Annotated in this window: 24 protein-coding genes, 8 tRNA genes and 2 rRNA genes; 29 read left to right on the forward strand and 5 right to left on the reverse strand. The window is 40.3% G+C overall.

Going from position 1 to position 21,703, the window contains the following annotated elements:
• From ACTWPF_RS16760 to ACTWPF_RS16780, 5 genes are all read left to right on the forward strand, one after another.
• Positions 1 to 119, forward strand: a 23S ribosomal RNA gene (locus tag ACTWPF_RS16760); the annotation flags it as partial.
• A 165-nt stretch (positions 120 to 284) separates the two neighbouring features.
• A 5S ribosomal RNA gene (gene rrf, locus ACTWPF_RS16765) occupies positions 285 to 400 on the forward strand.
• A gap of 75 nt (positions 401 to 475) precedes the next feature.
• Positions 476 to 550 (forward strand) — tRNA-Asn (locus ACTWPF_RS16770).
• Positions 551 to 561: 11 nt separating this feature from the next.
• Positions 562 to 634: transfer RNA gene (locus tag ACTWPF_RS16775), tRNA-Thr, on the forward strand.
• A 351-nt stretch (positions 635 to 985) separates the two neighbouring features.
• Positions 986 to 1,561, forward strand: a complete 576-nt coding sequence (locus ACTWPF_RS16780) for a CBO0543 family protein (protein WP_443149884.1) — start codon at positions 986 to 988, stop codon at positions 1,559 to 1,561.
• A gap of 156 nt (positions 1,562 to 1,717) precedes the next feature.
• Here ACTWPF_RS16780 and ACTWPF_RS16785 read toward each other — a convergent pair whose 3' ends face one another.
• Both ACTWPF_RS16785 and ACTWPF_RS16790 read right to left on the reverse strand, forming a co-directional pair.
• Positions 1,718 to 2,188: an ImmA/IrrE family metallo-endopeptidase gene (locus tag ACTWPF_RS16785; RefSeq protein WP_443149885.1), complete on the reverse strand. Its 471-nt coding sequence runs from the start codon at positions 2,186 to 2,188 to the stop codon at positions 1,718 to 1,720.
• Between the two features lie 107 nt (positions 2,189 to 2,295).
• On the reverse strand, positions 2,296 to 2,637 hold the full coding sequence (locus tag ACTWPF_RS16790; RefSeq protein WP_058949195.1) for a helix-turn-helix domain-containing protein: 342 nt from the start codon (positions 2,635 to 2,637) through the stop codon (positions 2,296 to 2,298).
• A gap of 170 nt (positions 2,638 to 2,807) precedes the next feature.
• On the opposite strand from ACTWPF_RS16790, the gene ACTWPF_RS16795 reads away from it, so the two are divergent.
• The 6 genes from ACTWPF_RS16795 (at position 2,808) to ACTWPF_RS16820 (ending at position 5,248) form a co-directional block, all read left to right on the forward strand.
• Positions 2,808 to 2,957, forward strand: a complete 150-nt coding sequence (locus ACTWPF_RS16795) for a hypothetical protein (protein WP_238022176.1) — start codon at positions 2,808 to 2,810, stop codon at positions 2,955 to 2,957.
• The gene (locus ACTWPF_RS16800) at positions 2,938 to 3,354 is read left to right on the forward strand and encodes a helix-turn-helix domain-containing protein (protein WP_443149886.1); all 417 of its coding nucleotides are present in this window, start codon (positions 2,938 to 2,940) and stop codon (positions 3,352 to 3,354) included. The genes ACTWPF_RS16795 and ACTWPF_RS16800 overlap by 20 nt, the downstream gene beginning before the upstream one ends.
• A gap of 179 nt (positions 3,355 to 3,533) precedes the next feature.
• The gene (locus tag ACTWPF_RS16805) at positions 3,534 to 3,824 is read left to right on the forward strand and encodes a hypothetical protein (protein ID WP_036576808.1); all 291 of its coding nucleotides are present in this window, start codon (positions 3,534 to 3,536) and stop codon (positions 3,822 to 3,824) included.
• 23 nt (positions 3,825 to 3,847) lie between these two features.
• A complete protein-coding gene (locus ACTWPF_RS16810; protein ID WP_036576810.1) occupies positions 3,848 to 4,072 on the forward strand; it encodes a phage holin in 225 nt (74 codons plus the stop codon).
• Between the two features lie 65 nt (positions 4,073 to 4,137).
• A complete protein-coding gene (locus ACTWPF_RS16815) occupies positions 4,138 to 4,917 on the forward strand; it encodes an N-acetylmuramoyl-L-alanine amidase (RefSeq protein ID WP_443149887.1) in 780 nt (259 codons plus the stop codon).
• Positions 4,918 to 4,999: 82 nt separating this feature from the next.
• Positions 5,000 to 5,248, forward strand: coding sequence for an atypical membrane-integrating protein (Mistic protein) (locus ACTWPF_RS16820; protein WP_106895456.1), 249 nt, complete (start codon positions 5,000 to 5,002; stop codon positions 5,246 to 5,248).
• Between the two features lie 11 nt (positions 5,249 to 5,259).
• On the opposite strand, the gene ACTWPF_RS16825 is transcribed toward ACTWPF_RS16820, so the two are convergent.
• Positions 5,260 to 5,982 (reverse strand): YwaF family protein, encoded by a 723-nt coding sequence (locus ACTWPF_RS16825; protein WP_443149888.1) that lies wholly within the window; start codon positions 5,980 to 5,982, stop codon positions 5,260 to 5,262.
• 74 nt (positions 5,983 to 6,056) lie between these two features.
• Complete coding sequence (gene fabI, locus ACTWPF_RS16830; RefSeq protein ID WP_106895458.1) at positions 6,057 to 6,833, reverse strand: enoyl-ACP reductase FabI; 777 nt, start codon at positions 6,831 to 6,833, stop codon at positions 6,057 to 6,059.
• A 329-nt stretch (positions 6,834 to 7,162) separates the two neighbouring features.
• On the opposite strand from fabI, the gene ACTWPF_RS16835 reads away from it, so the two are divergent.
• The 11 genes from ACTWPF_RS16835 to rocF all read left to right on the forward strand — a co-directional run bounded on the left by ACTWPF_RS16835 (position 7,163) and on the right by rocF (position 13,906).
• Positions 7,163 to 7,237, forward strand: a tRNA-Glu gene (locus ACTWPF_RS16835).
• 24 nt (positions 7,238 to 7,261) lie between these two features.
• Positions 7,262 to 7,337 (forward strand) — tRNA-Val (locus ACTWPF_RS16840).
• Positions 7,338 to 7,386: 49 nt separating this feature from the next.
• A tRNA-Thr gene (locus tag ACTWPF_RS16845) sits at positions 7,387 to 7,462 on the forward strand.
• 44 nt (positions 7,463 to 7,506) lie between these two features.
• Positions 7,507 to 7,591 (forward strand) — tRNA-Tyr (locus tag ACTWPF_RS16850).
• 12 nt (positions 7,592 to 7,603) lie between these two features.
• Positions 7,604 to 7,678: transfer RNA gene (locus tag ACTWPF_RS16855), tRNA-Gln, on the forward strand.
• 208 nt (positions 7,679 to 7,886) lie between these two features.
• Positions 7,887 to 7,959 (forward strand) — tRNA-Lys (locus tag ACTWPF_RS16860).
• A 247-nt stretch (positions 7,960 to 8,206) separates the two neighbouring features.
• On the forward strand, positions 8,207 to 9,490 hold the full coding sequence (locus tag ACTWPF_RS16865; RefSeq protein WP_106895459.1) for a hydroxymethylglutaryl-CoA reductase, degradative: 1,284 nt from the start codon (positions 8,207 to 8,209) through the stop codon (positions 9,488 to 9,490).
• Complete coding sequence (gene mvk / locus ACTWPF_RS16870; protein ID WP_036576824.1) at positions 9,487 to 10,455, forward strand: mevalonate kinase; 969 nt, start codon at positions 9,487 to 9,489, stop codon at positions 10,453 to 10,455. The genes ACTWPF_RS16865 and mvk overlap by 4 nt, the downstream gene beginning before the upstream one ends.
• An 18-nt stretch (positions 10,456 to 10,473) precedes the next feature.
• The gene (gene mvaD, locus ACTWPF_RS16875) at positions 10,474 to 11,448 is read left to right on the forward strand and encodes a diphosphomevalonate decarboxylase (RefSeq protein WP_161463973.1); all 975 of its coding nucleotides are present in this window, start codon (positions 10,474 to 10,476) and stop codon (positions 11,446 to 11,448) included.
• A gap of 13 nt (positions 11,449 to 11,461) precedes the next feature.
• Positions 11,462 to 12,562, forward strand: coding sequence for a phosphomevalonate kinase (locus tag ACTWPF_RS16880; protein WP_443149889.1), 1,101 nt, complete (start codon positions 11,462 to 11,464; stop codon positions 12,560 to 12,562).
• Between the two features lie 438 nt (positions 12,563 to 13,000).
• A complete protein-coding gene (rocF, locus tag ACTWPF_RS16885) occupies positions 13,001 to 13,906 on the forward strand; it encodes an arginase (protein WP_106895462.1) in 906 nt (301 codons plus the stop codon).
• A 92-nt stretch (positions 13,907 to 13,998) separates the two neighbouring features.
• Here the strand turns inward: rocF and ACTWPF_RS16890 are convergent, their stop codons facing one another.
• Entirely contained in the window at positions 13,999 to 14,148 is a 150-nt protein-coding gene (locus tag ACTWPF_RS16890) for an aspartyl-phosphate phosphatase Spo0E family protein (RefSeq protein WP_106895463.1), read from the reverse strand.
• A 149-nt stretch (positions 14,149 to 14,297) separates the two neighbouring features.
• Here ACTWPF_RS16890 and sigW point away from each other — a divergent pair, with 149 nt between their 5' ends.
• The 7 genes from sigW to ACTWPF_RS16925 all read left to right on the forward strand — a co-directional run bounded on the left by sigW (position 14,298) and on the right by ACTWPF_RS16925 (position 21,668).
• Positions 14,298 to 14,861: an RNA polymerase sigma factor SigW gene (gene sigW / locus ACTWPF_RS16895; protein WP_106895464.1), complete on the forward strand. Its 564-nt coding sequence runs from the start codon at positions 14,298 to 14,300 to the stop codon at positions 14,859 to 14,861.
• 15 nt (positions 14,862 to 14,876) lie between these two features.
• Complete coding sequence (gene rsiW / locus ACTWPF_RS16900; RefSeq protein WP_106895465.1) at positions 14,877 to 15,509, forward strand: anti-sigma-W factor RsiW; 633 nt, start codon at positions 14,877 to 14,879, stop codon at positions 15,507 to 15,509.
• A 209-nt stretch (positions 15,510 to 15,718) separates the two neighbouring features.
• Positions 15,719 to 16,540: a diadenylate cyclase CdaA gene (gene cdaA / locus ACTWPF_RS16905; RefSeq protein ID WP_443149890.1), complete on the forward strand. Its 822-nt coding sequence runs from the start codon at positions 15,719 to 15,721 to the stop codon at positions 16,538 to 16,540.
• Positions 16,533 to 17,759 (forward strand): CdaR family protein, encoded by a 1,227-nt coding sequence (locus tag ACTWPF_RS16910; RefSeq protein ID WP_443149891.1) that lies wholly within the window; start codon positions 16,533 to 16,535, stop codon positions 17,757 to 17,759. The genes cdaA and ACTWPF_RS16910 overlap by 8 nt, the downstream gene beginning before the upstream one ends.
• Positions 17,760 to 17,810: 51 nt before the next feature.
• Positions 17,811 to 19,163: a phosphoglucosamine mutase gene (gene glmM, locus ACTWPF_RS16915; RefSeq protein WP_106895468.1), complete on the forward strand. Its 1,353-nt coding sequence runs from the start codon at positions 17,811 to 17,813 to the stop codon at positions 19,161 to 19,163.
• Positions 19,164 to 19,254: 91 nt separating this feature from the next.
• The gene (locus ACTWPF_RS16920) at positions 19,255 to 19,722 is read left to right on the forward strand and encodes a DinB family protein (protein WP_443149892.1); all 468 of its coding nucleotides are present in this window, start codon (positions 19,255 to 19,257) and stop codon (positions 19,720 to 19,722) included.
• A 158-nt stretch (positions 19,723 to 19,880) separates the two neighbouring features.
• Positions 19,881 to 21,668, forward strand: coding sequence for a S9 family peptidase (locus ACTWPF_RS16925; protein ID WP_443149893.1), 1,788 nt, complete (start codon positions 19,881 to 19,883; stop codon positions 21,666 to 21,668).
• Positions 21,669 to 21,703: the final 35 nt, after the last annotated feature.

Raw genomic sequence — 21,703 nt, forward strand, 5'->3', positions numbered from 1 at the left:
GACTTCCCATCACTTCGAGTGAGTAAGATCCCTCAGAGACGATGAGGTTGATAGGTCCGAGGTGGAAGCGTGGTGACACGTGGAGCTGACGGATACTAATAGATCGAGGACTTAACTAACATTTTCTATGATTCGTTGTTTACTCTTATTTAGTTTTTAGGGTATAAATAAAAACCCCTTGCATTTTCTTTGAAAAATGCATATAATATGGTCAGTTATCAAGGAAGTTTGAAGTGATTCATTTTCTTTCTATGAGAAACACCAAATGACCTATATGAATTAGGTCTGGTAGTAATAGCGGAGAGGTCACACCTGTTCTCATGCCGAACACAGAAGTTAAGTTCTCCAGCGCCGATGGTAGTTGGGGCTTTGCCCCTGCAAGAGTAGGACGCCGCCAGGCCTATTTTTTTATATATTTCGTATAATAATCTGTCACCATGTACATAATAAGATTGTTATAGTAATTTATTATTATTCCACAGTAGCTCAGTGGTAGAGCAATCGGCTGTTAACCGATCGGTCGTAGGTTCGAATCCTACCTGTGGAGCCATTTTTATGTCTGCTTCCATAGCTCAGCAGGTAGAGCACTTCCATGGTAAGGAAGGGGTCAGCGGTTCGAATCCGCTTGGAAGCTTATCTAAACCCCTCGATATATAAGGCTTTTACTTCTTTCAAGTAAAAGCCTTTTTTGTTTACTTATATATTTTTCAGCCGAAGATATAAAAAGAAAAGCCCTCGAAGTTTGAGAGTGAGGATTTTTTCTTTTATTAACTTAACAACCTATACATCCGTATATAGACCATCAAACTTATAAGGGCATATGTAAATTTTCTATCATAGTGATTCTTCAATCGTTTCATATACTAAAGTATTTCAATCTTAACTATGTAAGTTTCCTTCTATATTAAATAAAAGTCTTGTTTCTAATGAATAAAGGTAGTAGGGACGTAGACAATAAGTAACAAAAAGGTTAGGTGGGAACTAAATGACCGTCGAACAAGGGTTAAAACAAACAGACAGAGCATATGACCAATTAGTTGAAGTTAACCAGATGATGACAGATGCAATATTTAACGCTTTTTTATTTACTTGGCAATGGTGGTTAGGTATAGGCTTATTTATTTTTCCCTGGTTTATATGGATCTTGTTCAGGGATAAGAAAAATACTGGTCGTCTTCTATTGGCTGGGTTCATTACCATCATTCTGTCCCTATTAATTGATCTTATTGCAATGTCTTATGGCCTTTGGTCCTATCCTATGAAATTCCTACCTATATCTCCAGTCTTGTTTCTGCCTTATCATTTGTCATTAGCTCCTGTTGCAGTTATGTTTGTTTTACAAGTTGGACCGAGAGTTAGTTTGTTTATCAAAGGAATAATTTTTGCAGGTATCGCAGCGTTTGGTGGGATGAATTTATTTGATGCCATCGGGTTTTATAACCCAAGAGGTTGGCCGACAATGTATGATTTCTTTATTTTCCTTTTTATCTATATTATAGCGAGCCTTTTTTATAAAATAGACAATTATGATGAAAAAGTATCTCATACTCGAAAACCATGATCCCTTTTAGGCCATAATGTACAAAATAATTGTCTTCATTTTATATATGAGCATGTTTAAGCCACAGTAAACTATACTAATTCTCTTAGAGGAAAGGTCTTTACACAACTCGAGTAAAGGCCTTTTATTTATCTAGACGATTTCGGCCCTCTACAATCAATAAAGGTTACTTCTGCAAAGTCCCCTTTTATTCTCCAACATCTCCATACGCTTACAAGCAAATGCATACTCTACATTAAATAATTCCATGAGCTTATACGGTGTCATTTTCAAAGTATTGTCTTCCAACATAAAGGTGGGGATGCAAAGGTGGCAGCTGAAGTAGTTTGCCTGCCATTCCTGTAACTCAATAAAGCTGGGTGGTAATAGCTCTTGCCTTCCTACATGCCACATAATATGTCCAACTTCATGGGTGAATTCTTGCCACTGAACTCTTTCATTCTTTTGCTCATTTAAGAAGATAATGTATTTCCCATTCCTACATATTGCTTCACTTCCAAACTCCCATAAATGTACCGTTACTTGAAGAGCATCCGCTACTTTATCAATACCTAAGTCTGCAGGCTTTCTTATATTGAAAGATAGTAAAAGGTCCTTAACAAATTTTTCTGTCCTAGTGTAAAACATAGTAATGCCTCCTTGAAAAAGAATGTATGTTCGTATTTAAGTTATAAAAAGAGGTGTACCATTATTTGTACACCTAACAACCGGCAAAGAGTCTTTAGTAAGATAACTTACTCTTCCTTGAATGCTTCCCAAATTCTTTTTAACCTGCGCAAATCTTCTTCACTATTTTGTGGTAACGTTTTATACCACCTCTCGAGAGAAGGATCATTCCGAAATGCTTCAAATTCTTGTTTTTCAGACATGGAAGGATTCTCTGATCTCCCAAGAAGATAGTCAGTAGTTACTTCGAGGATTGTTGCTATACGGCTAAGCTCGTGATCTTTAACAGGCCTTTCCCCTAGCTCAATACGATTCATAACACTCACATTTAATTCAACGCGTTTGGCAAGTTCTCGTTGACTCCACCTTTGTCTCTCTCGCAATTGGACAATTCTTTCCCCTAAATTCACCGTGAACAACCCTTTCCTATACCTCTATATCCTAACATAGTTTCTATTAGTGAAACAAATTATTATTTTTAGCCCTAAAGTCCTCTTTACATTTCTGTTTTAGAAATATAATATAAGAACACACGTTCTATTGTATTTTATCATGTTTTATAATAACAGGGGGTAAATCTATGAACAAAAAGTTGAATGCTGTTAGATGGGTTGTCAGTGACATAAGAAAGGATAAGCAAAGTGGGGTTCTCTCTCCTATTAAGAGAAGTAAGTATGCACAATTATTATTTGAAAAGGGGGCGGGGTTTAATGAAAGAAAAACAGATTGAGCGCACATTGAAAGACTATCATTGGATGATTAAAGAAATTAAAAGGCAGCGCGATGTGCTTGAGGAAGAGATAGGTTTAAAGCTAGTTGCCTCTTCTGGTATAGAGTCAACCCTTCCTAAAGCAAAAGGAACCGTTAGTGATCCTGTTGGACAAGAAGTATTGCGTAGGGAGAAGAAGAGTGGATGGATCATGAAATTGGAGAAAAAGATACTATATATCCAAGAAAGAATGGAAGTCATTGAAGATCCCAGGGAAATGGCTATTTTAGAATGTATGTTAGATGGAATGACAATCAGTGCGATTAGCCAGCATATGGGTTTATCAAGAAGGCAGGTCTATCATGTGAAGGATGAGATCGTTCGGAAAATTTCACACTTTACACACTCTGCTCAGTAGATGACAAGAATAACAAGAGGGATGTATAATCGGATTAACAGGAATAGAACAAACGTTCCTGTTAGAGATCCTATTCCTTTTTAGCGTCTTTCCTAAGCAAAACATTGCTAGGTAAAGACGTTTTCATTTTAACAAATGAAAAGAAAAGGACACTACTACGTCTTGAAGGGAGGTTGGGAATGCTAAATCAAAAGGAACAGGAAAATTTGAAGGAATTTATGACAGTGCTTACGGAGGTGAAGGTGTCGTTGGCGGAGTTAAATGGAAAAATAGATCAAATAGAAGATATTAAAGAAACACTCGCCAAGACAAAGAAAATTGCAGACGAGGCAAACTATCGTTCTACCGAGAACAATAGTAAAATCACTTCCATTCAGACTAGCTCAAGGCATTTGGGAATCGCCCTAATCTCTATGATTGGGGCGTTTGTATGTCAAATTCTATTTTTTCTGTTGACGTTTGGTATATGAAATAAAAAGAGGGAGGTGATGTAATGGATAGAGGAACGGTCGTACGCACCATCGCCCTTGTAATATCTTGGTCGAATGTGCTGCTCAATCACTATAACTTACAGCCGATTCCCGTGTTGGATGAGCAAACGATAGCATACTTGTTATGTTTCTCTGTCTCTGTGTGGTCATGGTTCAAAAATAATTACCTTACAGCAAAAGGTGAACAGCAAAAACTAGTACTAAAAAAATATCATTTGGCAAAGTAGTCAAACGGCTAGTCCACACGGGCAAGCCGTTTTTCTAATATAAAATATCAAGGAGGAGATTTATTATGGCTATTATTGCAATTGGAGCAGGACATGGAATTAACACACCGGGAAAGAGAACACCTGCAGGAGAAAGAGAATGGAGCTTTAACAATAAGGTAGTTTCGGCTGCTATTAACTACCTTGGAGGCTACGAGAACGCTACTATCGTGAGGTTGGATGATCCAACAGGAAACACAGACGTTCCGTTAACAACGAGAACGAATAAAGCAAACAACGCTAATGCTGATATCTTGGTATCCTATCATCATAATGCTAACACAGGACAGTGGGGAACATGGACGGGTACCGAGACGTATCATTATCCTGGATCCTCTTCTGGTAATACCCTAGCTCAAGCTATACACCCGAGCATCGTAACAGCGATGGGATTACGGGATCGTGGAGTCAAGTCGGCAAACTTTCATATGTTACGAGAATCAAATATGCCATCCATCCTTATTGAAGGTGGGTTTATGGATTCTACGATTGATATTGTAAAAATGCGCAACAATGGGGTCATGGATAATACCGGAAAAGCACTAGCTGATTCAATTGCCTCTTATCTTGGATTGGTAAAGAAGGATGGTGGTGGAACTGGTCAGGGATACGTCGAAATCGTGACAGACTCTCTTTGGACGTACAATACTGCTGATTGGAATGATCGTGCCGTGGTTGTAAATCGTGGAGAAGTGTTTACCGTTATTCGGGACAGGTTCCCGGTAGACGGTGGGTATATGTATCAAATAAAAAGTGGCTTGTATATCACGGCTAACCCTAATTATGTAAGATACTATACCAGATAAAGCAAGGGAGGGGGGGATTTTCCCCTCCCAAATCAAATGAAATTACCTGTTTTTGGTTAAGCTAGAAAGAGGTGATGAAAAAATGAAAGCTAACGAAAAGGATTATCAGAAATATAGTGATGCAATAGACCGTATACAAGAAGGAAACGAGGCAATGATAGAACTGTTCAACGAGCTTGAGAAGGATAATCCGGTTATTGACTTAAACGAAGAGGTGTTGAAAAATATTACGCGTGCTAAAGAAAAGTATGGTGAAGAAGTTATTGACCAGAAAATCAATTCTATAATAGCGGAAATGTTATCTTGGCTGGACTTGAATGAGTCCCCGTAAAACAAGAAATTCTAGGCCTTTTTAAAGAAGCGAACGAGTCCCCATTGGATCGAAAAGACAGCAAGTGCGACTAGGCATAAATTTACATAATATAGCATACCATCACCGAAATAGTCTAAAGGTGTGTTTGATAATGGTGTGTCTCGAAGGTAAAGGTAATTAGAATCCAAAGCTGGATTGATGATAAATCCAACAAATGCAGCGTAGATGAGTAGTAAACCATAGCTTTTGAGCATAGAGCTGTACTTTAAAGAGATTGAACTTGTGAGAATTAAAAACAGGCTCGCCCAAGATATGGCTATGTGATGCAAAAAGAATTTCCAGTAACGGAAATGTGGAAAATCATAAGGTAACTCTGGTGTAATTAACGCTAGTAGGGCTGGAAGAAATCCGATATAGAAAGTTAAAGTGGCAAGCTTTTTGTTCTGAAGTAAGAGAGCTATGGCTGCCGTAATACTGGCAATACCGCATAGATGCAAGGGAATATATTCACTTAAGATCCAGATTCCACTAGTTGCTGACCAGACTTGATAGCTAACCTCTGACATTACTAATAGAATGAAAAGGATCCATTTTATCATGGTATAAATCCGGCCATAGCTAGATCGTGTTTTTAATGTGCTAAAAAGAATAAGTAGTATAAAGCCTATTAGATAAATAAATAACATAATAAGATGAGATGTATGAAATGAAATAAATGTGTTTCCTTCAACAGAAAAGAAAGCATCATACATATAACATCCCCCCTAAAATAAAAGACGCTTTTTTGCAAGATGATATGCAAACAAGCGTCTTCTGTTCTATCTTATTATCCTCCGATAATATGGTATCCGGAATCTACGTGCATGACTTCTCCAGTAACCCCTCTAGCCAGGTCACTTAGGAAGAATAAAGTAGCGTCTCCAACCTGATCCTGATCCACATTTCTGCGTAGTGGAGCTTTTTCTTCGATAATACCAAGTTTTTCGTTAAAGCCGCCGACACCTTTTGCAGATAAAGTCCTAATTGGACCAGCTGAAATGGCATTTACACGGATTCCATACTTTCCAACATCTTCTGCTAAGTAACGCATGCTTGCTTCTAAGGAAGCTTTGGCAACGCCCATCACGTTGTAGTTTTGAATTACTCTTTCTGCTCCAAGATAGGTCTGTGTAACAATACTACCACCTTCAGTCATAAGCGGTTTAGCAGCTTTTGTCACAGCGGCTAGAGAAAATGCACTAATTTCCTGTGCTAGTAAGAAACCCTCACGTGATGTATCAGCATACTCTCCTTTTAGTTCCTCACGCTTGGCGAACGCTACGGAATGAACCACGCCGTGAATGACGCCAACTTTCTCCTTTATCTCATCAAATGCACCTGTAATACTTTCATCACTTGCAACATCGCATGATACAATTAATTTTGGCTCTATATCATTTTTCTCTAATAACTTTGTTAGTTTTTGATAAGAACGTTCCTGTCTGTTAGTGAAAATCAGGTTTGCTCCTGCGTTATGTAATGACTTTGTTATTCCCCAGGCAATACTTCGTTCGCTTGCAACACCCATGACGACTACATTCTTGCCTTGCATTAAATTAGACATGAAAAATACCTCCATTATAATGATCTTCTATATTATAACCTAATTGAATTACAATTAGAAAGTATGTTGAGTAACTCTAGCGGTTAAAAACAAGATAGTTCTTTAGAACGTTTTGTTGGAAATGGACTAAAGACCACTAGCATTCTGCTAAATATGTCGGGTGGAACGTTGTTGTTTCAACATATTTTGAAGCAAATGAAAAAAAGATAAAAAAATTATATTTTCCTCTTTACAAAGTGAAAAGAAAAAGCTATAATAAAATTCGTTGGTTTGAGAGATATGTAACAAATTGTCGAATTACTTTCAAATCACGATCTCATTAATTCCTAGGCCCGTTGGTCAAGCGGTTAAGACACCGCCCTTTCACGGCGGTAACACGGGTTCGAATCCCGTACGGGTCACCAAATTTTATTAAACCATGCCTTGATGGAGGATTAGCTCAGCTGGGAGAGCACCTGCCTTACAAGCAGGGGGTCGCAGGTTCGAGCCCTGCATCCTCCACCATTATTATGTCTTGGCATATATAGTGAGATAAACCAACTTAAATTTCTATGCCGGCCTAGCTCAACTGGTAGAGCAACTGACTTGTAATCAGTAGGTTGGGGGTTCAAGTCCTCTGGCCGGCACCATTTTTTCTTTTTATGTATAATAATTAGTTTATAGTTAACAATACGGAGGGGTAGCGAAGTGGCTAAACGCGGCGGACTGTAAATCCGCTCCCTCAGGGTTCGGCAGTTCGAATCTGCCCCCCTCCACCATTTTTATATTGTTGGGCTATAGCCAAGCGGTAAGGCATCGGGTTTTGATCCCGTGTATCCCAGGTTCGAATCCTGGTAGCCCAGCCATTTTTTTATTTTAAGGCCTTTTTTTTTGAAACAAAATGAACTTTTCACACGAGCCATTAGCTCAGTTGGTAGAGCAAGCCGCTAGCATCACCGAGTATGCTACCATGTGCAGGCTTGCGAGGAGTGCGACTTCATCGTTTTTCTTGCAACACGACGAGCACACAAATGACAACACAACTTTCTATTAAGGAAGCATTTTAATCATTACGAGCCATTAGCTCAGTTGGTAGAGCATCTGACTTTTAATCAGAGGGTCGAAGGTTCGAATCCTTCATGGCTCATCATTTTAATTAACGATAGTGTACAACATGAATATGGTAATTGTAGATAAACAGGGTCGTTTTTATTGATAAACAACCTTGTTTATTTGCATTTTACCACGTTTTTTTACATAATAGTTACAGTGATTTTATTTAAGGAAATATAGATGCCAAACGTGTTATAATAAATTAGATTTAAGACTTTATTAACAAGATTGATACGAAGTTTATATATATATAATTATTGTATACAAAAGGATGAAGACGTATGAAAACTTCCCGGATCCCAGGCTTCTACAATAAGACGGTTGCAGAACGCAGAGAGTTATTGCAAGATGCCCAACACCTTTCTGCGAATGACACAGCAACTTTCAATGAACCGCTCTCTACTGAAACCGCAGATAAAATGATTGAAAATGTGATTGGAACATACCCTCTTCCTTTAGGAGTAGGATTGAACTTCTTAATAAATGGGAAAGAATATGTAGTACCAATGGCTATTGAAGAACCATCTGTGGTTGCGTCAGCCAGTTATATTGCTAAGATCGTTCGAGAAGCCGGGGGATTCACTACGGAAGCCACGGAAAGAGTAATGATCGGGCAAATTCAAGTAGTGGGTGCTCCTGATTTGAATGCTGCTAAGGCATCCATACTAGCTGAAAAGGACTCACTTATTGAGGATGCTAACGCTGCTTATCCAAGCCTGGTTGCTAGAGGCGGGGGAGCTGAGGATCTGGAAGTAAGGATCTTAAACGAGGCGTCTGATTCGGCTTATGGTAAAATGCTCGTCGTGCATTTGTATGTAAATACATGTGACGCGATGGGTGCGAATATAATTAATACTATGGTGGAGTCATTAGCACCTACTGTCGAGTCGTTAACAAATGGGAAGGTTTACTTGAGAATTCTTTCTAATTATGCAGATAGATGTCTTGCGCGGGCGCGCTGTGTCATTCCTGCCAACTTACTTCAATCAGGTGACTTTTCCGGTGAAGAAGTACGAGATGGTGTTGTGCATGCGTACGAGTTTGCAGCTTCAGACCCTTATCGTGCGGTTACGCATAATAAAGGAATTATGAATGGAATTGACCCTATCGTAATTGCTACTGGTAATGATTGGCGTGCAGTTGAGGCTGGGGCACATGCCTATGCAGCAAGAACAGGACAATATAGCTCCATGACTACATGGTCTACCGACAGTGAGGGAAACCTAGTTGGTGAACTAGAATTGCCTATGTCAGTCGGCACTGTAGGTGGCGCTATACGTGTGCATCCTATTGCTAAGGTAGCGCAAGATATATTGAACGTTGAATCCGCGCAAGAATTGGCTCAGGTCATTGTTGCTGTTGGATTAGCGCAAAACCTTGGAGCGCTTAAAGCGTTAGTAACAGATGGTATTCAAAAAGGACATATGGCATTACATTCTCGCTCTGTTGCAATAGCGGCAGGGGCTTCTGGGGAGATGATTGATATCGTTGCAGGAAAGTTAGTGGAACTAAACGAAATCCGTGTCGGAAAAGCTAAAGAATTGGTGGAACAAATTAAAAAATGAGTGCAGAAAAAGCTACAACTACAGAACAAACAGCTATAGGAATAGCTCATAGTAAACTGATTCTAATTGGGGAGCATGCAGTTGTACACGGACAACCCGCTATCGCTATCCCGTTTCCTCTGGTAGGTGTAGAATCTATAGTAGAACACGAGCCAGGGCCGGTCGTGATTGATAGCACGTTTTATCATGGACCCCTGGATTTAGCTCCTGAATCCTTGCAAGGAATTGCCAGTTGTATTAGTGGAACCCTTGAATACCTTGAAATGCCGGAAGCAGATCTGTTAATTCGGATTAAATCCTCGGTCCCTCCTGGAAAAGGGCTTGGTTCTAGTGCATCTGTCGCGATCTCTGTTATTCGATCATTATTTGCATATGCAAGTATTGATCACACAGATGAGGAGCTTCTTAAGCTTGCAAACATTGCAGAAACGTTTGCGCACGGAGCGCCTAGTGGCATTGATACGTTAACGATAACTTCTGAATTACCTGTATGGTATGAAAAGGATAACCCTACGGAATTTATTGAGTTAAATGATGATTTTCATTTCGTTGTTGCCGATTCAGGCAGCATTGGAGATACAAGAATGGCAGTAGAATCTGTAGCACATTTACTTCGCGTAGCTCCACGTAAAATCCAGCGGAAACTTGACCGCATCGGAGAGTTAACCCATCAGGCTAAGGATGCGTTGGAGAAAAGAGGGAAGCATTTGCTTGGACAAATGCTGAACGAGGCACAGAAAGAATTAGAAGCCTTAGGAGTTAGTACTACAGGTTTAAACAAGCTTATTGAATTTGCACGTGAAGAAGGTGCTCTTGGAGCGAAGTTGACAGGCGGCGGCAACGGCGGCTGTATTATTGCCCTTGCTCAAAATGAAGTACATTCAAGATTGCTTGCTGAGAAATTAAGGAAATTTGGTGCACATGCTGTATGGCCATTCGTGCTCAAAAGGCACCATAAGAAATAGTGAAAAAGGGGACCTATTATGAAGGCAACAGCTAAGGCACATACAAATATTGCCTTGATTAAATATTGGGGAAAACGAAACGAATCCATAATACTACCAACCAACAGCTCACTTTCTTTAACGCTGGATGGCTTTTATACCACTACATCCGTACATTTTTCGGAGGAGTATACTCAAGACAAATTCATTTTAAATGAACGTGTTGTGGAAGGGGAACAACATAGACGTGTATCTGGATTTCTTGACCTTATTCGACAACAGGCAGGGAAGTCTTTGTATGCAACGGTCGATTCTACAAATGAAGTTCCGACAGCTGCAGGATTTGCTTCATCTGCCTCTGGTTTTGCTGCATTGGCAGCGGCTGGTACAAAAGCGATTGGGCTAGACATGTCAGATAGAGAACTTTCTGCATTGACTCGACAAGGCTCAGGCTCAGCCTGCCGGTCGATTTATGGAGGGTTTGCCGAATGGGAAATGGGAGCAGAGGAAGATGGAAGTGATTCGTATGCGGTTCCTATCGCCCCAGCAGAGCACTGGGATCTGCGAGTTGCAGCAGTTGTTTTGTCATCCACTGCGAAAAAAGTTTCGAGCCGGGCTGGAATGAAACGCACTGTAGAAACTTCCCCATTTTATCAAGGCTGGCTTAATAGCATTCCTACTGATATGAGCCAGATTAAAGAGGGAATTAAAGAACGGGACTTTCAAAAGGTGGGAGAAGTGGCGGAGGCAAACTGTCTGAAAATGCATGCGACCACACTTGGTGCTAACCCGCCATTTACATATTGGCATGATACGACAATGACTGTCATGCAAATGGTGAGAGATTTGCGCGAAAAAGGGATACCTGCCTATTTTACAATTGATGCAGGACCTAACGTGAAAGTTTTATACTTACCGGAAAACGAGGAAGTAATTGAAAAGACACTCCGAAACATTCCAGGTGTTGCCGATATTCGATTAAGCCGACCTGGGCAGGGAGTAACCTATCTGTAAGGGATGAAATCCATTGCCACATACACCGATGACAATAAAGGTACCTGGGAAGTTAATGATAGCGGGCGAATTTGCCGTTTTGGAACCATATCACCAATTAGTGGTAATGGCGGTTAATCGTTATGTATACACCACCATTGAAGAGAGCGAGCAGAATCGTGTGTCACTTCATGACTTTCAATTGGAGGACCTTAAGTGGGACTTCGAAAAAGGGAGCCTTATAATACACACGGATAATCCAAAAACAGTATTTGTACAAGAGGCCATGCGTATAGCAATGGCCTATCTTCATGAGCAGAATATTAAGCCAAGGTCTTTTGCCATTTCGGTTAAAAGTGAGCTAGATGATGCCTCCGGTATAAAATATGGTTTGGGTTCAAGCGCTGCGGTCGTAACCTCTGTTATTACTGCTATTTTAAAAAAATATTTACCTACATATAAACAAGAACTATTGTTTAAGCTTTCATCACTGGCACATGTGAATGTTCAAGGAAATGGTTCTGGAGCGGATGTTGCTGCCTCAGCATATGGGGGCTTTTTACAATATGTATCATTTCAGGCGGATTGGCTAAAAGATGCATATAAACAAACGAGCAATTTAAGTGAATTGGTAAAACAGGATTGGAAGTATCTTTCGCTAAAGCCAGTAAACATGCCCGACACAGTATACGTCTGTGTGGGATGGACGGGGAAACCCGCTTCTACTGCCAAACTGGTAGATGAGTTGATGTTGCTTAAAGACAGTAACCCCAATGCTTACCAAAACTTTCTTGATGCTAGTGAAAAAGCAGTATCTACGTTTCTAAAAGGCATGCAACAAGAAGATGTTGACTTATTGTTGGCGGGTGTAAAACAAAACAGAACAGCACTATCCGAGGTTGGAAGACAGGCAAACGTAGCCATTGAAACACCCTTGCTTCGCACCTTATGTGATTTAGCGGAGGCTCATGGCGGCGCAGGTAAATCGTCAGGAGCTGGAGGTGGCGATTGCGGAATTGCGTTTATGCCATCAATGGAAAAAGCCGATGCACTAATGAAGGCATGGGAAAAAGCAGGCATTACGCCATTGTCCATTAAGCCTTCCACGGTTGGCGCGAGTATAAGCGATTCTTGAGACAGCTACATTTGATGTAGTTGTCTTTTTTTGTCGTTCATTTAAATGTGTTATAGCCTTCCAATTAACAACGCCGCTTTCCCAATCGACCATAAGCGCCACGCGATCAATCACGTCGTACTCCCAATCGACTAAAAGCGCCATTTAATCGACCATATCGCACTCTCAATCGACCAATAATGCTATCCAATCAACCATTCTGCACTCCCAATCGACCCAAAAAGCTACCCAATCAATCACTCCACACTCTCAATCGACCAAAAGCGCAACGCAATCAACCACTCTGCACTCTCAATCGACCAAAAGCCCCATGCAATCAACCCACTCTACACTAGCCGAATCACTTTAACCTAAATTTTCTGTATATATATTCATGCAAATGTGGAGTTGAGTCATCCCTTGGTTTTTGGCTACAATAGAGGTAGAGGAGGCGCTTACATGAAAAAAGATATTTCGATTATTGGGGTTCCTATGGATCTTGGGCAAAGTCGACGTGGGGTTGATATGGGGCCGAGTGCTCTGCGCTATGCTGGGGCAATTGAAAAGCTGGAGGAACTGGATATAAAGGTACATGATTTAGGGGATATTCCAATAAACAGGCCATCCATGGAGCAAGCAATAAATACAGAGAACAATTTAAAAAATCTCGATCAAGTAATTGAAGCGAATGAAAAGCTTTCCGAGATGGTTGATAAAGAAATCCAAACTGGCAATTTTCCGTTAGTATTTGGTGGTGACCATAGTATTGCAATTGGCAGTCTTGCTGGAATATCAAAGCATTATGAGAACCTGGGAGTCATTTGGTACGACGCACACGGCGATTTAAATTCAGAGGACACCTCACCATCAGGAAATATACATGGCATGCCGCTTGCTATAAGCCTAGGTATTGGCCACGATAGGTTAACCAATATTGCTGCATACACACCTAAGATAAAACCAGAGAACATTGTCATCATTGGGGCAAGATCACTGGACCCTGGTGAAAAGGCATTAATAAAAGAAAAAGGGATTAAGGTGTTTTCGATGCATGAGATCGATCGCATGGGGATGCCTGCTGTTATGGAAAAGGCAATACAATACTTAAAGGAAAAGACAGATGGAGTGCATCTTAGCCTTGATTTGGATGGATTGGATCCTTCAGAGGCTCCCGGAGTCGGAACACCTGTGATTGGTGGATTGTCCTATCGGGAGAGTCATTTGGCAATGGAAATGCTCGCAGAAGCGGAATGCATCACTTCAGCGGAATTTGTCGAGGTTAATCCGATTTTAGATGAGAAAAATAAAACTGCCACTACAGCTGTCGCATTGATGGGTTCCTTGTTTGGTGAAAAGTTAAAATAAAAACAAAAAAGACATTTAATGCCCTTAGGGGTGTTAATGTCTTTTTCAATTTATGATTAACATCTTGATGTATATAGTGACCATACTTACAATTATTTGTTGTTTTGATATTCGTTAATTAGTTGGTCTAGTTTTACACTGGAGGTTACAACAGCTTCTGAAGTTAAGGCGTGAGATCTGCTTAAAGTAAGCATTTCTTCGCGACATTGTTCAATTTTTTGTAAAAGTGTTGAATTACTCACAAAACTTTCCTCCTATTTAGTATAATATATAGTAAGAAACTACCCATCTTCTTAGAACGATAAACCTAAAAAGTTTTTTTATTTTTTATGAAACCTTTTCTACATAGTAAACGTATGATAAATACCGCATGATTGGCGGAGGTACTTGTATGGAACAATTTATAAGAGAGAAAATAAAAAAAGTGAAAAAAGGGGACCAATCCGCCTTTGAGGATATCGTCTCATTTTTTCAAAGCAAAATCTATCAGCATTGCTATCGAATGCTTGGTAATGCACACGAGGCGGAGGATATAGCACAGGAAGCTTTTATTCGGGCATATGTTAACATCCATTCTTTTGATGAAAAACGGAAATTTTCCACTTGGCTCTATCGAATTGCAACAAATCTAACGATTGACCGCATTCGTAAACGGAAGCCGGATTATTATCTAGATGCGGAGATTAAAGGGACGGAAGGATTAAACATGTACTCACAGATGGCTGATCAAGGCCGTTTGCCTGGCGAAGAAGTGGAGAGTATGGAATTACAGCGCTATATACATCAAGAGATTTCAGAGCTTCCTCCGAAATATCGCAGTATAATTATGTTGCGTTATTTGGAAGAATTCTCCCTACAAGAAATTAGCGATATTCTGGATATTCCATTAGGAACTGTGAAGACCCGGATCCATCGAGGGAGAGAAGCTTTACGGAAAAGGCTTCGTCACGTGTAAAGGAGTGTGGTTCACTTGGATTGTAATCATGAAGCCTCCAAACTGATGCATCAGTATTTGGACGGCGATTTATCCAACGAAGAAGAAAAGAAACTGCGTCTTCACTTAGAAGAATGTGAAGACTGTCAGAAGCATTTTCGTGAGTTGAAGCGGACGATCACACTGCTTCAAAGTACGGAAAATATAGAAGCGCCTGCTAATTTTACTGCTAATGTAATGAAGAAACTTCCAACTGAGAAAAAGCGTCTGAAATACGGACGTTGGTTCAAGGCGCATCCCATTATTACTGCAGCTGCCATATTTCTAGTTTTTATGATGAGCGGTATATTTTCATCATGGAATCAGGATAGTGAGTTAGTTGTTTCCAAACAGGAAAACCTTGTTATTAAAGGGGATACGGTGATTGTGCCTGAAGATGTAACGGTAGAGGGAGACCTCTTAGTGAAAAATGGTAATCTTGTGATTAAGGGAACCATTGACGGAAATGTTACCCTCATTAATGGCAAGCTTATTGAAAACCCTATTGAAAGTGAAGGGTTAATGGCATCTGTTGGGAATGTAAATGGGGAATTAAAGCATGTAGATCAGGTCTTCGAATGGATTTGGTATAATTTAAAAAACTTTTTTAGAAGTATCTTTGCGTTTTAAATCATTATATCGATCTCAAGTCTTTTGAAAAGGGACTTGGGATTTTTTTATTTGTTTAAATACGTTCCTAAAAAATGAATTGCCAAGATTTTTCCTTAATTATCGTTTTACCTTTCTACACATGTCTGAAGGCAAAATATGTTATAATAGGTAACGTTACTATCTATAGAACGGTGGAACGAAAATGATGTGCAAAAGGATGGATACATATGCTTGATGGGGGATTCGATCTTTTACAGCTCCTGAGAATTGGCGTGGACATTGCTCTTGTCTGGTATATATTATACAAACTGATCATGTTAATCAGAGGCACCAAGGCAATCCAGCTATTAAAAGGGATCGCTGTAGTTTTGGCTGTCTGGTTATTGAGTATCGTATTGGAACTACAGACAATCCAATGGATAACAAACCAGGCGATCAGGTGGGGGCTTATTGTCATTATAATCCTGTTCCAGCCTGAGTTACGCCGAGCGTTGGAGCAATTAGGACGTGGAAACATATTTGGGCGAGGATCCCGGTCAGAAGAAGAGATTATTGAACAGAATATAGATGCGATTATTCATTCCTGTGTTTACATGGCAAAGCGCCGTATTGGTGCCCTTATCTCGATTGAACGAGAGACAGGGATTGGTGATTATGCAGAAACGGGTATTCCAATTGGCGGTAAGCTGACACATCAACTGTTAACCAATATCTTCACCCCAAATACCCCATTACATGACGGTGCGGTCATTATTAAATCCGAAGAAATTGTTGCAGCAGCCTGTTATCTCCCATTATCCGAAAGTCCTTTTATATCTAAGGAATTGGGGACAAGGCATAGAGCGGCAATGGGAATTAGTGAAGTTACCGACGCGCTTACCATTGTTGTGTCTGAGGAGACAGGAAATATATCGTGTACGAAAAATGGCGAGCTTCACAGGGAACTTGAGGCAGAAGAGCTACGTACTATGCTGAAAGATAATTTATCCTTAAATCTGAAAACCTCTGAAAAGAAGTCTTGGAAATGGAGGGGGAAAAAGAATGGATAACTGGTTCAGAAGTAAATGGTTTGTTCGCGTTATAGCTCTGGCATTAGCAGTTTTGCTTTATATCTTTGTTAATGTTGAAACAAATCGGCCTACAGCATCAGATTCCACTTTCCCGAGTCAATCAGATGATGCTCAAACAATAAGTGATGTACCAGTTGAAATAGAGATAGATTCAGAAAAATATGTAGTAAGCGGTGTACCAGAAAGTGTGAAAGTTACCATGGAGGGGTCACCAGGTATTTTAACCCCAGTTCTTACCAATCGTAATTTTAAGGTTTTTGTTGATTTGGAAGGGTATGAAGCGGGAGAACATAGAGTAGAACTTCAACATACGATTTCTCCTGATATAGATGCATATATTGAACCGAAACAAATTGACGTCGTTATAGAAGAAAAAGCAACAGAAGAATTTGAGGTAGCGGTAGACTTCTTAAATGAAGGGAAACTTGCTGAAGGTTATGAGCTTGGTGATTATGAAGTAGAACCAGGTACGGTCACCATCACAAGTGCTAAAAGTGTCATTGACCGAATCGGGATTGTGAAGGTTTATGTGGATTTAGCGGGGCTTGATCGTTCGATAGACAGAAGGGAAGTACCTGTAAACGTATATGATAGTCAAGGTAATCCATTGAGTGTAAACGTACAACCGGAAAATGTAGTTGTTTCAGCAGACATTCACAATCCAAGTAAGACTGTTCCACTAAGTGTTGAAACAAATGGGGAACTACCTGAGGGCTATTCCCTTACATCAATTTCTGCTAATGTCGAAGAAGTTGAAGTGTTTGCTAGAAGCAGTGTTCTAGAAAACATTGAAACAATTAATACAGAGGAAATTGATTTATCCGAAATTACTGAGTCAGGCACGATCGAAGCAAATATTTCGTTACCAGATGGTGCAAATGTATCGGATAATAAAACTGTTGAAGTTGCTGTGGAGCTAGCTCAAACGAAAACTATAGAGGCACTTCCAATTGAGGTTGAAGGATTAGGGGACGAGCTTGAGTCGGCCTTCCTTGACCCTGAAAATGGAGAAATGAATGTAACAGTCAGTGGTAGCCAGGAAGACGTAGATGGAATAACTGCAGATGATTTCCGATTTTCCATCGATCTTAGTGACCTGGAGCCAGGAGAACATGAAGTCCCTATCTCGGTTGAAGGACCTGAAGGGGTAGAAGTAGTACCCGAATTTGAACAAGCCACTATTGAAATTACGGAATAAAACGTACGTTTACACATTTTTTGTAGATATGGAATAAAGGAGAGAAACGATATGGGAAAATATTTTGGAACAGATGGTGTTCGCGGAGTTGCAAACAAAGGTCTTACACCAGAACTTGCTTTTAAATTAGGACGTTTTGGCGGACATGTTTTAACGAAAGATTCACCACGCCCAAAAATTATCATTGGGAGAGACACCCGTATTTCCGGCCACATGCTAGAAGGGGCTATGCTTGCGGGGCTGCTTTCTATCGGCGCAGAAGTCATGCGTCTAGGGGTTATTTCCACACCTGGGGTTGCTTACTTAACAAAAGCAACAAGCTCACAAGCTGGTGTCATGATCTCTGCTTCCCATAACCCAGTAGAAGATAATGGGATCAAATTTTTCGGTCCAGATGGCTTTAAGCTAACAGATGACCAAGAAAATGAAATTGAAGCATTAATGGATGGGGAAGAAGATGAGCTTCCACGACCAGTTGGAGCAGATGTTGGTACAGTAAATGACTATTTTGAAGGTGGACAAAAATATCTCTCCTTCTTGAAGGATACAGTAGACAATGATTTTGACGGACTGAAGGTTGCTGTTGATTGTGCTCATGGCGCTACATCTAGTTTAGCAACACATCTTTTTGCTGACCTTGAAGCAGACATACATTCAATTGGCTCGTCTCCAGACGGTCTTAATATTAATGACGGATTTGGTTCTACACATCCAGAGAAACTCCAAGAATTTGTCCAGGAAAAAGGTGCAGATATTGGACTAGCCTTTGATGGGGACGGAGATCGCCTAATTGCTGTTGATGAAAAGGGAAATATCGTCGATGGTGACCAAATTATGTTCATTTGTGCGAAGCATTTGAAAGAAAAGGGAAACCTTCGACACAGCACAGTTGTCTCAACTGTAATGAGTAACATTGGCTTCTACAAAGCCTTGGAAGCAAATGGGTTACGTAGTGATAAAACGTCTGTTGGTGACCGTTATGTAATGGAAGAGATGCGCAAAGGCGGCTACAACCTTGGTGGGGAGCAGTCAGGACACATCATTTTCCTTGATTACATTACAACAGGAGATGGTATGCTTTCTGCCCTTCAGTTAGTAAACGTGATGAAAGAAACAGGCAAAAAGCTTTCTGAGCTCGCAGGAGAAATGGCTATTTTCCCACAGGTACTTAAGAATGTGCGCGTAACAGATAAGAATGAAGCATTAACCAATGCTCGCATTTTGAGTGAAATTGATGCAGTGGAACGTGAACTAGGTGAGGATGGTCGTGTCTTAGTAAGACCATCTGGTACAGAACCACTTGTACGTGTCATGGTAGAAGCACCAACGAAGGAAGAATGTGAGAAGTACGTAAAACGTGTTGTTGATTTAATTGAAGAGCTTCTTGGTATGGAAGAACAATAATAGAAATAGCCGCTTCTTAGTGAGGAGCGGCTTTCGTTTTATGATTTATTATCTGAATGTTTAATTAAATAAGCGAAGGAGGCTGGTGAAGGTGCATGTAAGGAGTCTATTAAAAGATCAGTTATTAGCGAATGCAAACGATCGTAGCTGGTATATTTGCTATCAAGAAGTTGTAGAGGGGCTAACCGATGATGAAGCTTTTTGGAAGCCGAACGAGCAAACTCACTCTATAGCGGAGATAACCCAACATCTCATTTATTGGAACGAGGTATGGCAAGAACGGTATGAAAAAGCGGATTTTCATGTTATCGAAACAGTGGAGGATAATGCAGAAAGCTTTTTTATAACAAATGGTGACGATTTTAAGAAATTAAAAGGAAAGTTACTTGGAGTACTTTTAAGTTGGCAAGAATTACTCTCTGATAACCAAAAACTAGACACCAATGTAAACGGGTTTCCAGTTAAGGCGAAATGGTGGGAGTTAGTTGGAAATGCAACTACACATAATGCATATCATATTGGCCAAATTGCTTATATAAGAAAATTAATACAAACATGAACTCCGTCTCCAGCCGGAGATCATAACAATCCAGAGACTGTCCCTGTCAGATTAAAACCATGCTAACCTATTAATATGATCCAATTCCTACCGTATCTAGTATAAATACGGTATAATGGGAAGAAAGACAATTTTCTAAATTTTAAGGGGGCAATACGATGAAACAATTTCCAAAACCAACAGTGGAACAATTTTTCAGAACGTATGCAATCACGAATTTTACAGTAAGCAGTGACGAGCAAAAACTTTTATTTAGCTCTAATTTAAATGGCAAAGTGAACGTATGGGGAATGGATTTACCAGATACTTTCCCTTACCTATTTGCACATAATGATGAATCCATTAGCTTTTTGAAATTTGATCCAAAGGGTCGCTATGTCCTGGCGGGTTATGATAAAGATGGAGACGAAAACCATCAGATATATGCCCTGCCTCCAACTGGTGGATTGCCACAGCCACTTGTGACGGGTGACGCTGAAGAAAAGTACTTCTTTGCACACTTAAGTGATGATGGGAATCGTCTTTATTATATGACATCCGAGGGTAACCCTTCCTTTTTAAATGCACGTGTACGTAACCTGGAAGACGACACGGACACCCTATTAAATGAAGGAGAAACCTCCCCAACCGATTTGGCTGCAGTATCTGATGATGAACAGGCATTTGTTTATGTTCGTTCTTTTGCCAATACGTATGTAACGGGGTTTGTCAAAGTAGGAGAGGAAATCAACTACTTAACTCCAGACCCGGAAAAAGTACATGTTGTATTCGATCCTGTCTTCGTTGATGAAAACACGATTTATTTTGTAACAGACTATGAAAGTGAATATAGTTATGTAGCGAAATATGAGATAAAAGAAAAAGCATTCTCTAGCGTTTTTAGTATAGAAGGGGAAAGCGTAGAAACGTTGAAATGGCATAAAGAAAGCAATAGCTTCTACCTCGCTACCGAAAAAGGTGTTGTTGATGTCCTTTATCGCTATGATTTAGAGTCTGATAAAGTCGAAACATTATCTACACCCATTGATGTGATTGATAAGCTGCAAGTAACCAAATCAGGTAACGTTTATCTATTGGGAAGAAGTGCTACGGTGCCTCCAAATATCTTCAAAACGACAAATGGAAGCGACTGGGAGCAGTTGACTAATAACGGCGTGCTTGGTGTCAACAGTGAAGATATGGTAGAGCCAGATGTCGTCTCCTATAAATCCTTTGATGGTATGGAAATTGAAGGGTTGCTATTCAAAGCGCTGCCGGAGAACGATAATGGCTATACAATCTTCTGGCCACATGGTGGCCCACAGGCATCTGAGCGAAAAATGTTCCGCTCCATGTTCCAATGTTTCCTAAATCGCGGTTATACCATCTTTGCGCCGAACTTCCGCGGAAGCACTGGCTATGGCTCTTCGTTTGTGAAGCTAGTGGAACAGGATTGGGGAGAAGGACCGCGCCTAGATTGTGTCGCTGGTATTGAATGGCTGTTCGAAAACAATCATGCGGACAAAGATAAACTGTTCCTTGTTGGGGGGAGCTATGGTGGTTACATGGCACTGTTGCTTCATGGACGCCATCCTGAATACTTCAAAGCAGTTGTTGATATCTTTGGACCATCTGATCTATTCACCTTCGTGAATTCAGTACCACCACACTGGAAGCCAATCATGGATCGCTGGCTTGGAGATCCAGAACGTGATAAAGAGCGTTTTGTAAAAGATTCTCCTGTGACGTACCTTGACGGCATGAAAAAGCCAATGCTTGTCATTCAAGGTGCAAAAGATCCACGAGTAGTAAAAGAAGAATCAGACCAAATCGTTGCCAAGCTTGAAGAAGAAGGGCGCGATGTAGAATACCTCGTCCTAGAAGACGAAGGACATGGCTTCTCTAAAAAAGAAAATGAAATTAACGTATATAGCAGAATGCTCGAATTTCTAGAAAAGCATCAATAATATTATATGGATGCAAAAGCAGTACAAAGGCTAGC

The sequence above is a fragment of the Oceanobacillus sp. M65 genome (genome assembly GCF_052246275.1).
In the GTDB taxonomy this organism is placed as follows: Bacteria; Bacillota; Bacilli; order Bacillales; family Amphibacillaceae; genus Oceanobacillus_B; species Oceanobacillus_B jordanicus.

Excerpts from the sequence above, each read along its gene's own strand:
- ACTWPF_RS16780 (WP_443149884.1), top strand. The coding sequence starts at position 986 with ATGACCGTCGAACAAGGGTTAAAACAAACAGACAGAGCATATGACCAA.
- ACTWPF_RS16785 (WP_443149885.1), bottom strand. The coding sequence starts at position 2,188 with ATGTTTTACACTAGGACAGAAAAATTTGTTAAGGACCTTTTACTATCT.
- ACTWPF_RS16795 (WP_238022176.1), top strand. The coding sequence starts at position 2,808 with ATGAACAAAAAGTTGAATGCTGTTAGATGGGTTGTCAGTGACATAAGA.
- ACTWPF_RS16800 (WP_443149886.1), top strand. The coding sequence starts at position 2,938 with ATGAAAGAAAAACAGATTGAGCGCACATTGAAAGACTATCATTGGATG.
- ACTWPF_RS16805 (WP_036576808.1), top strand. The coding sequence starts at position 3,534 with ATGCTAAATCAAAAGGAACAGGAAAATTTGAAGGAATTTATGACAGTG.
- ACTWPF_RS16810 (WP_036576810.1), top strand. The coding sequence starts at position 3,848 with ATGGATAGAGGAACGGTCGTACGCACCATCGCCCTTGTAATATCTTGG.
- ACTWPF_RS16815 (WP_443149887.1), top strand. The coding sequence starts at position 4,138 with ATGGCTATTATTGCAATTGGAGCAGGACATGGAATTAACACACCGGGA.
- ACTWPF_RS16820 (WP_106895456.1), top strand. The coding sequence starts at position 5,000 with ATGAAAGCTAACGAAAAGGATTATCAGAAATATAGTGATGCAATAGAC.
- ACTWPF_RS16825 (WP_443149888.1), bottom strand. The coding sequence starts at position 5,982 with ATGTATGATGCTTTCTTTTCTGTTGAAGGAAACACATTTATTTCATTT.
- fabI (WP_106895458.1), bottom strand. The coding sequence starts at position 6,833 with ATGTCTAATTTAATGCAAGGCAAGAATGTAGTCGTCATGGGTGTTGCA.
- ACTWPF_RS16865 (WP_106895459.1), top strand. The coding sequence starts at position 8,207 with ATGAAAACTTCCCGGATCCCAGGCTTCTACAATAAGACGGTTGCAGAA.
- mvk (WP_036576824.1), top strand. The coding sequence starts at position 9,487 with ATGAGTGCAGAAAAAGCTACAACTACAGAACAAACAGCTATAGGAATA.
- mvaD (WP_161463973.1), top strand. The coding sequence starts at position 10,474 with ATGAAGGCAACAGCTAAGGCACATACAAATATTGCCTTGATTAAATAT.
- rocF (WP_106895462.1), top strand. The coding sequence starts at position 13,001 with ATGAAAAAAGATATTTCGATTATTGGGGTTCCTATGGATCTTGGGCAA.
- sigW (WP_106895464.1), top strand. The coding sequence starts at position 14,298 with ATGGAACAATTTATAAGAGAGAAAATAAAAAAAGTGAAAAAAGGGGAC.
- cdaA (WP_443149890.1), top strand. The coding sequence starts at position 15,719 with ATGCTTGATGGGGGATTCGATCTTTTACAGCTCCTGAGAATTGGCGTG.
- ACTWPF_RS16910 (WP_443149891.1), top strand. The coding sequence starts at position 16,533 with ATGGATAACTGGTTCAGAAGTAAATGGTTTGTTCGCGTTATAGCTCTG.
- glmM (WP_106895468.1), top strand. The coding sequence starts at position 17,811 with ATGGGAAAATATTTTGGAACAGATGGTGTTCGCGGAGTTGCAAACAAA.
- ACTWPF_RS16925 (WP_443149893.1), top strand. The coding sequence starts at position 19,881 with ATGAAACAATTTCCAAAACCAACAGTGGAACAATTTTTCAGAACGTAT.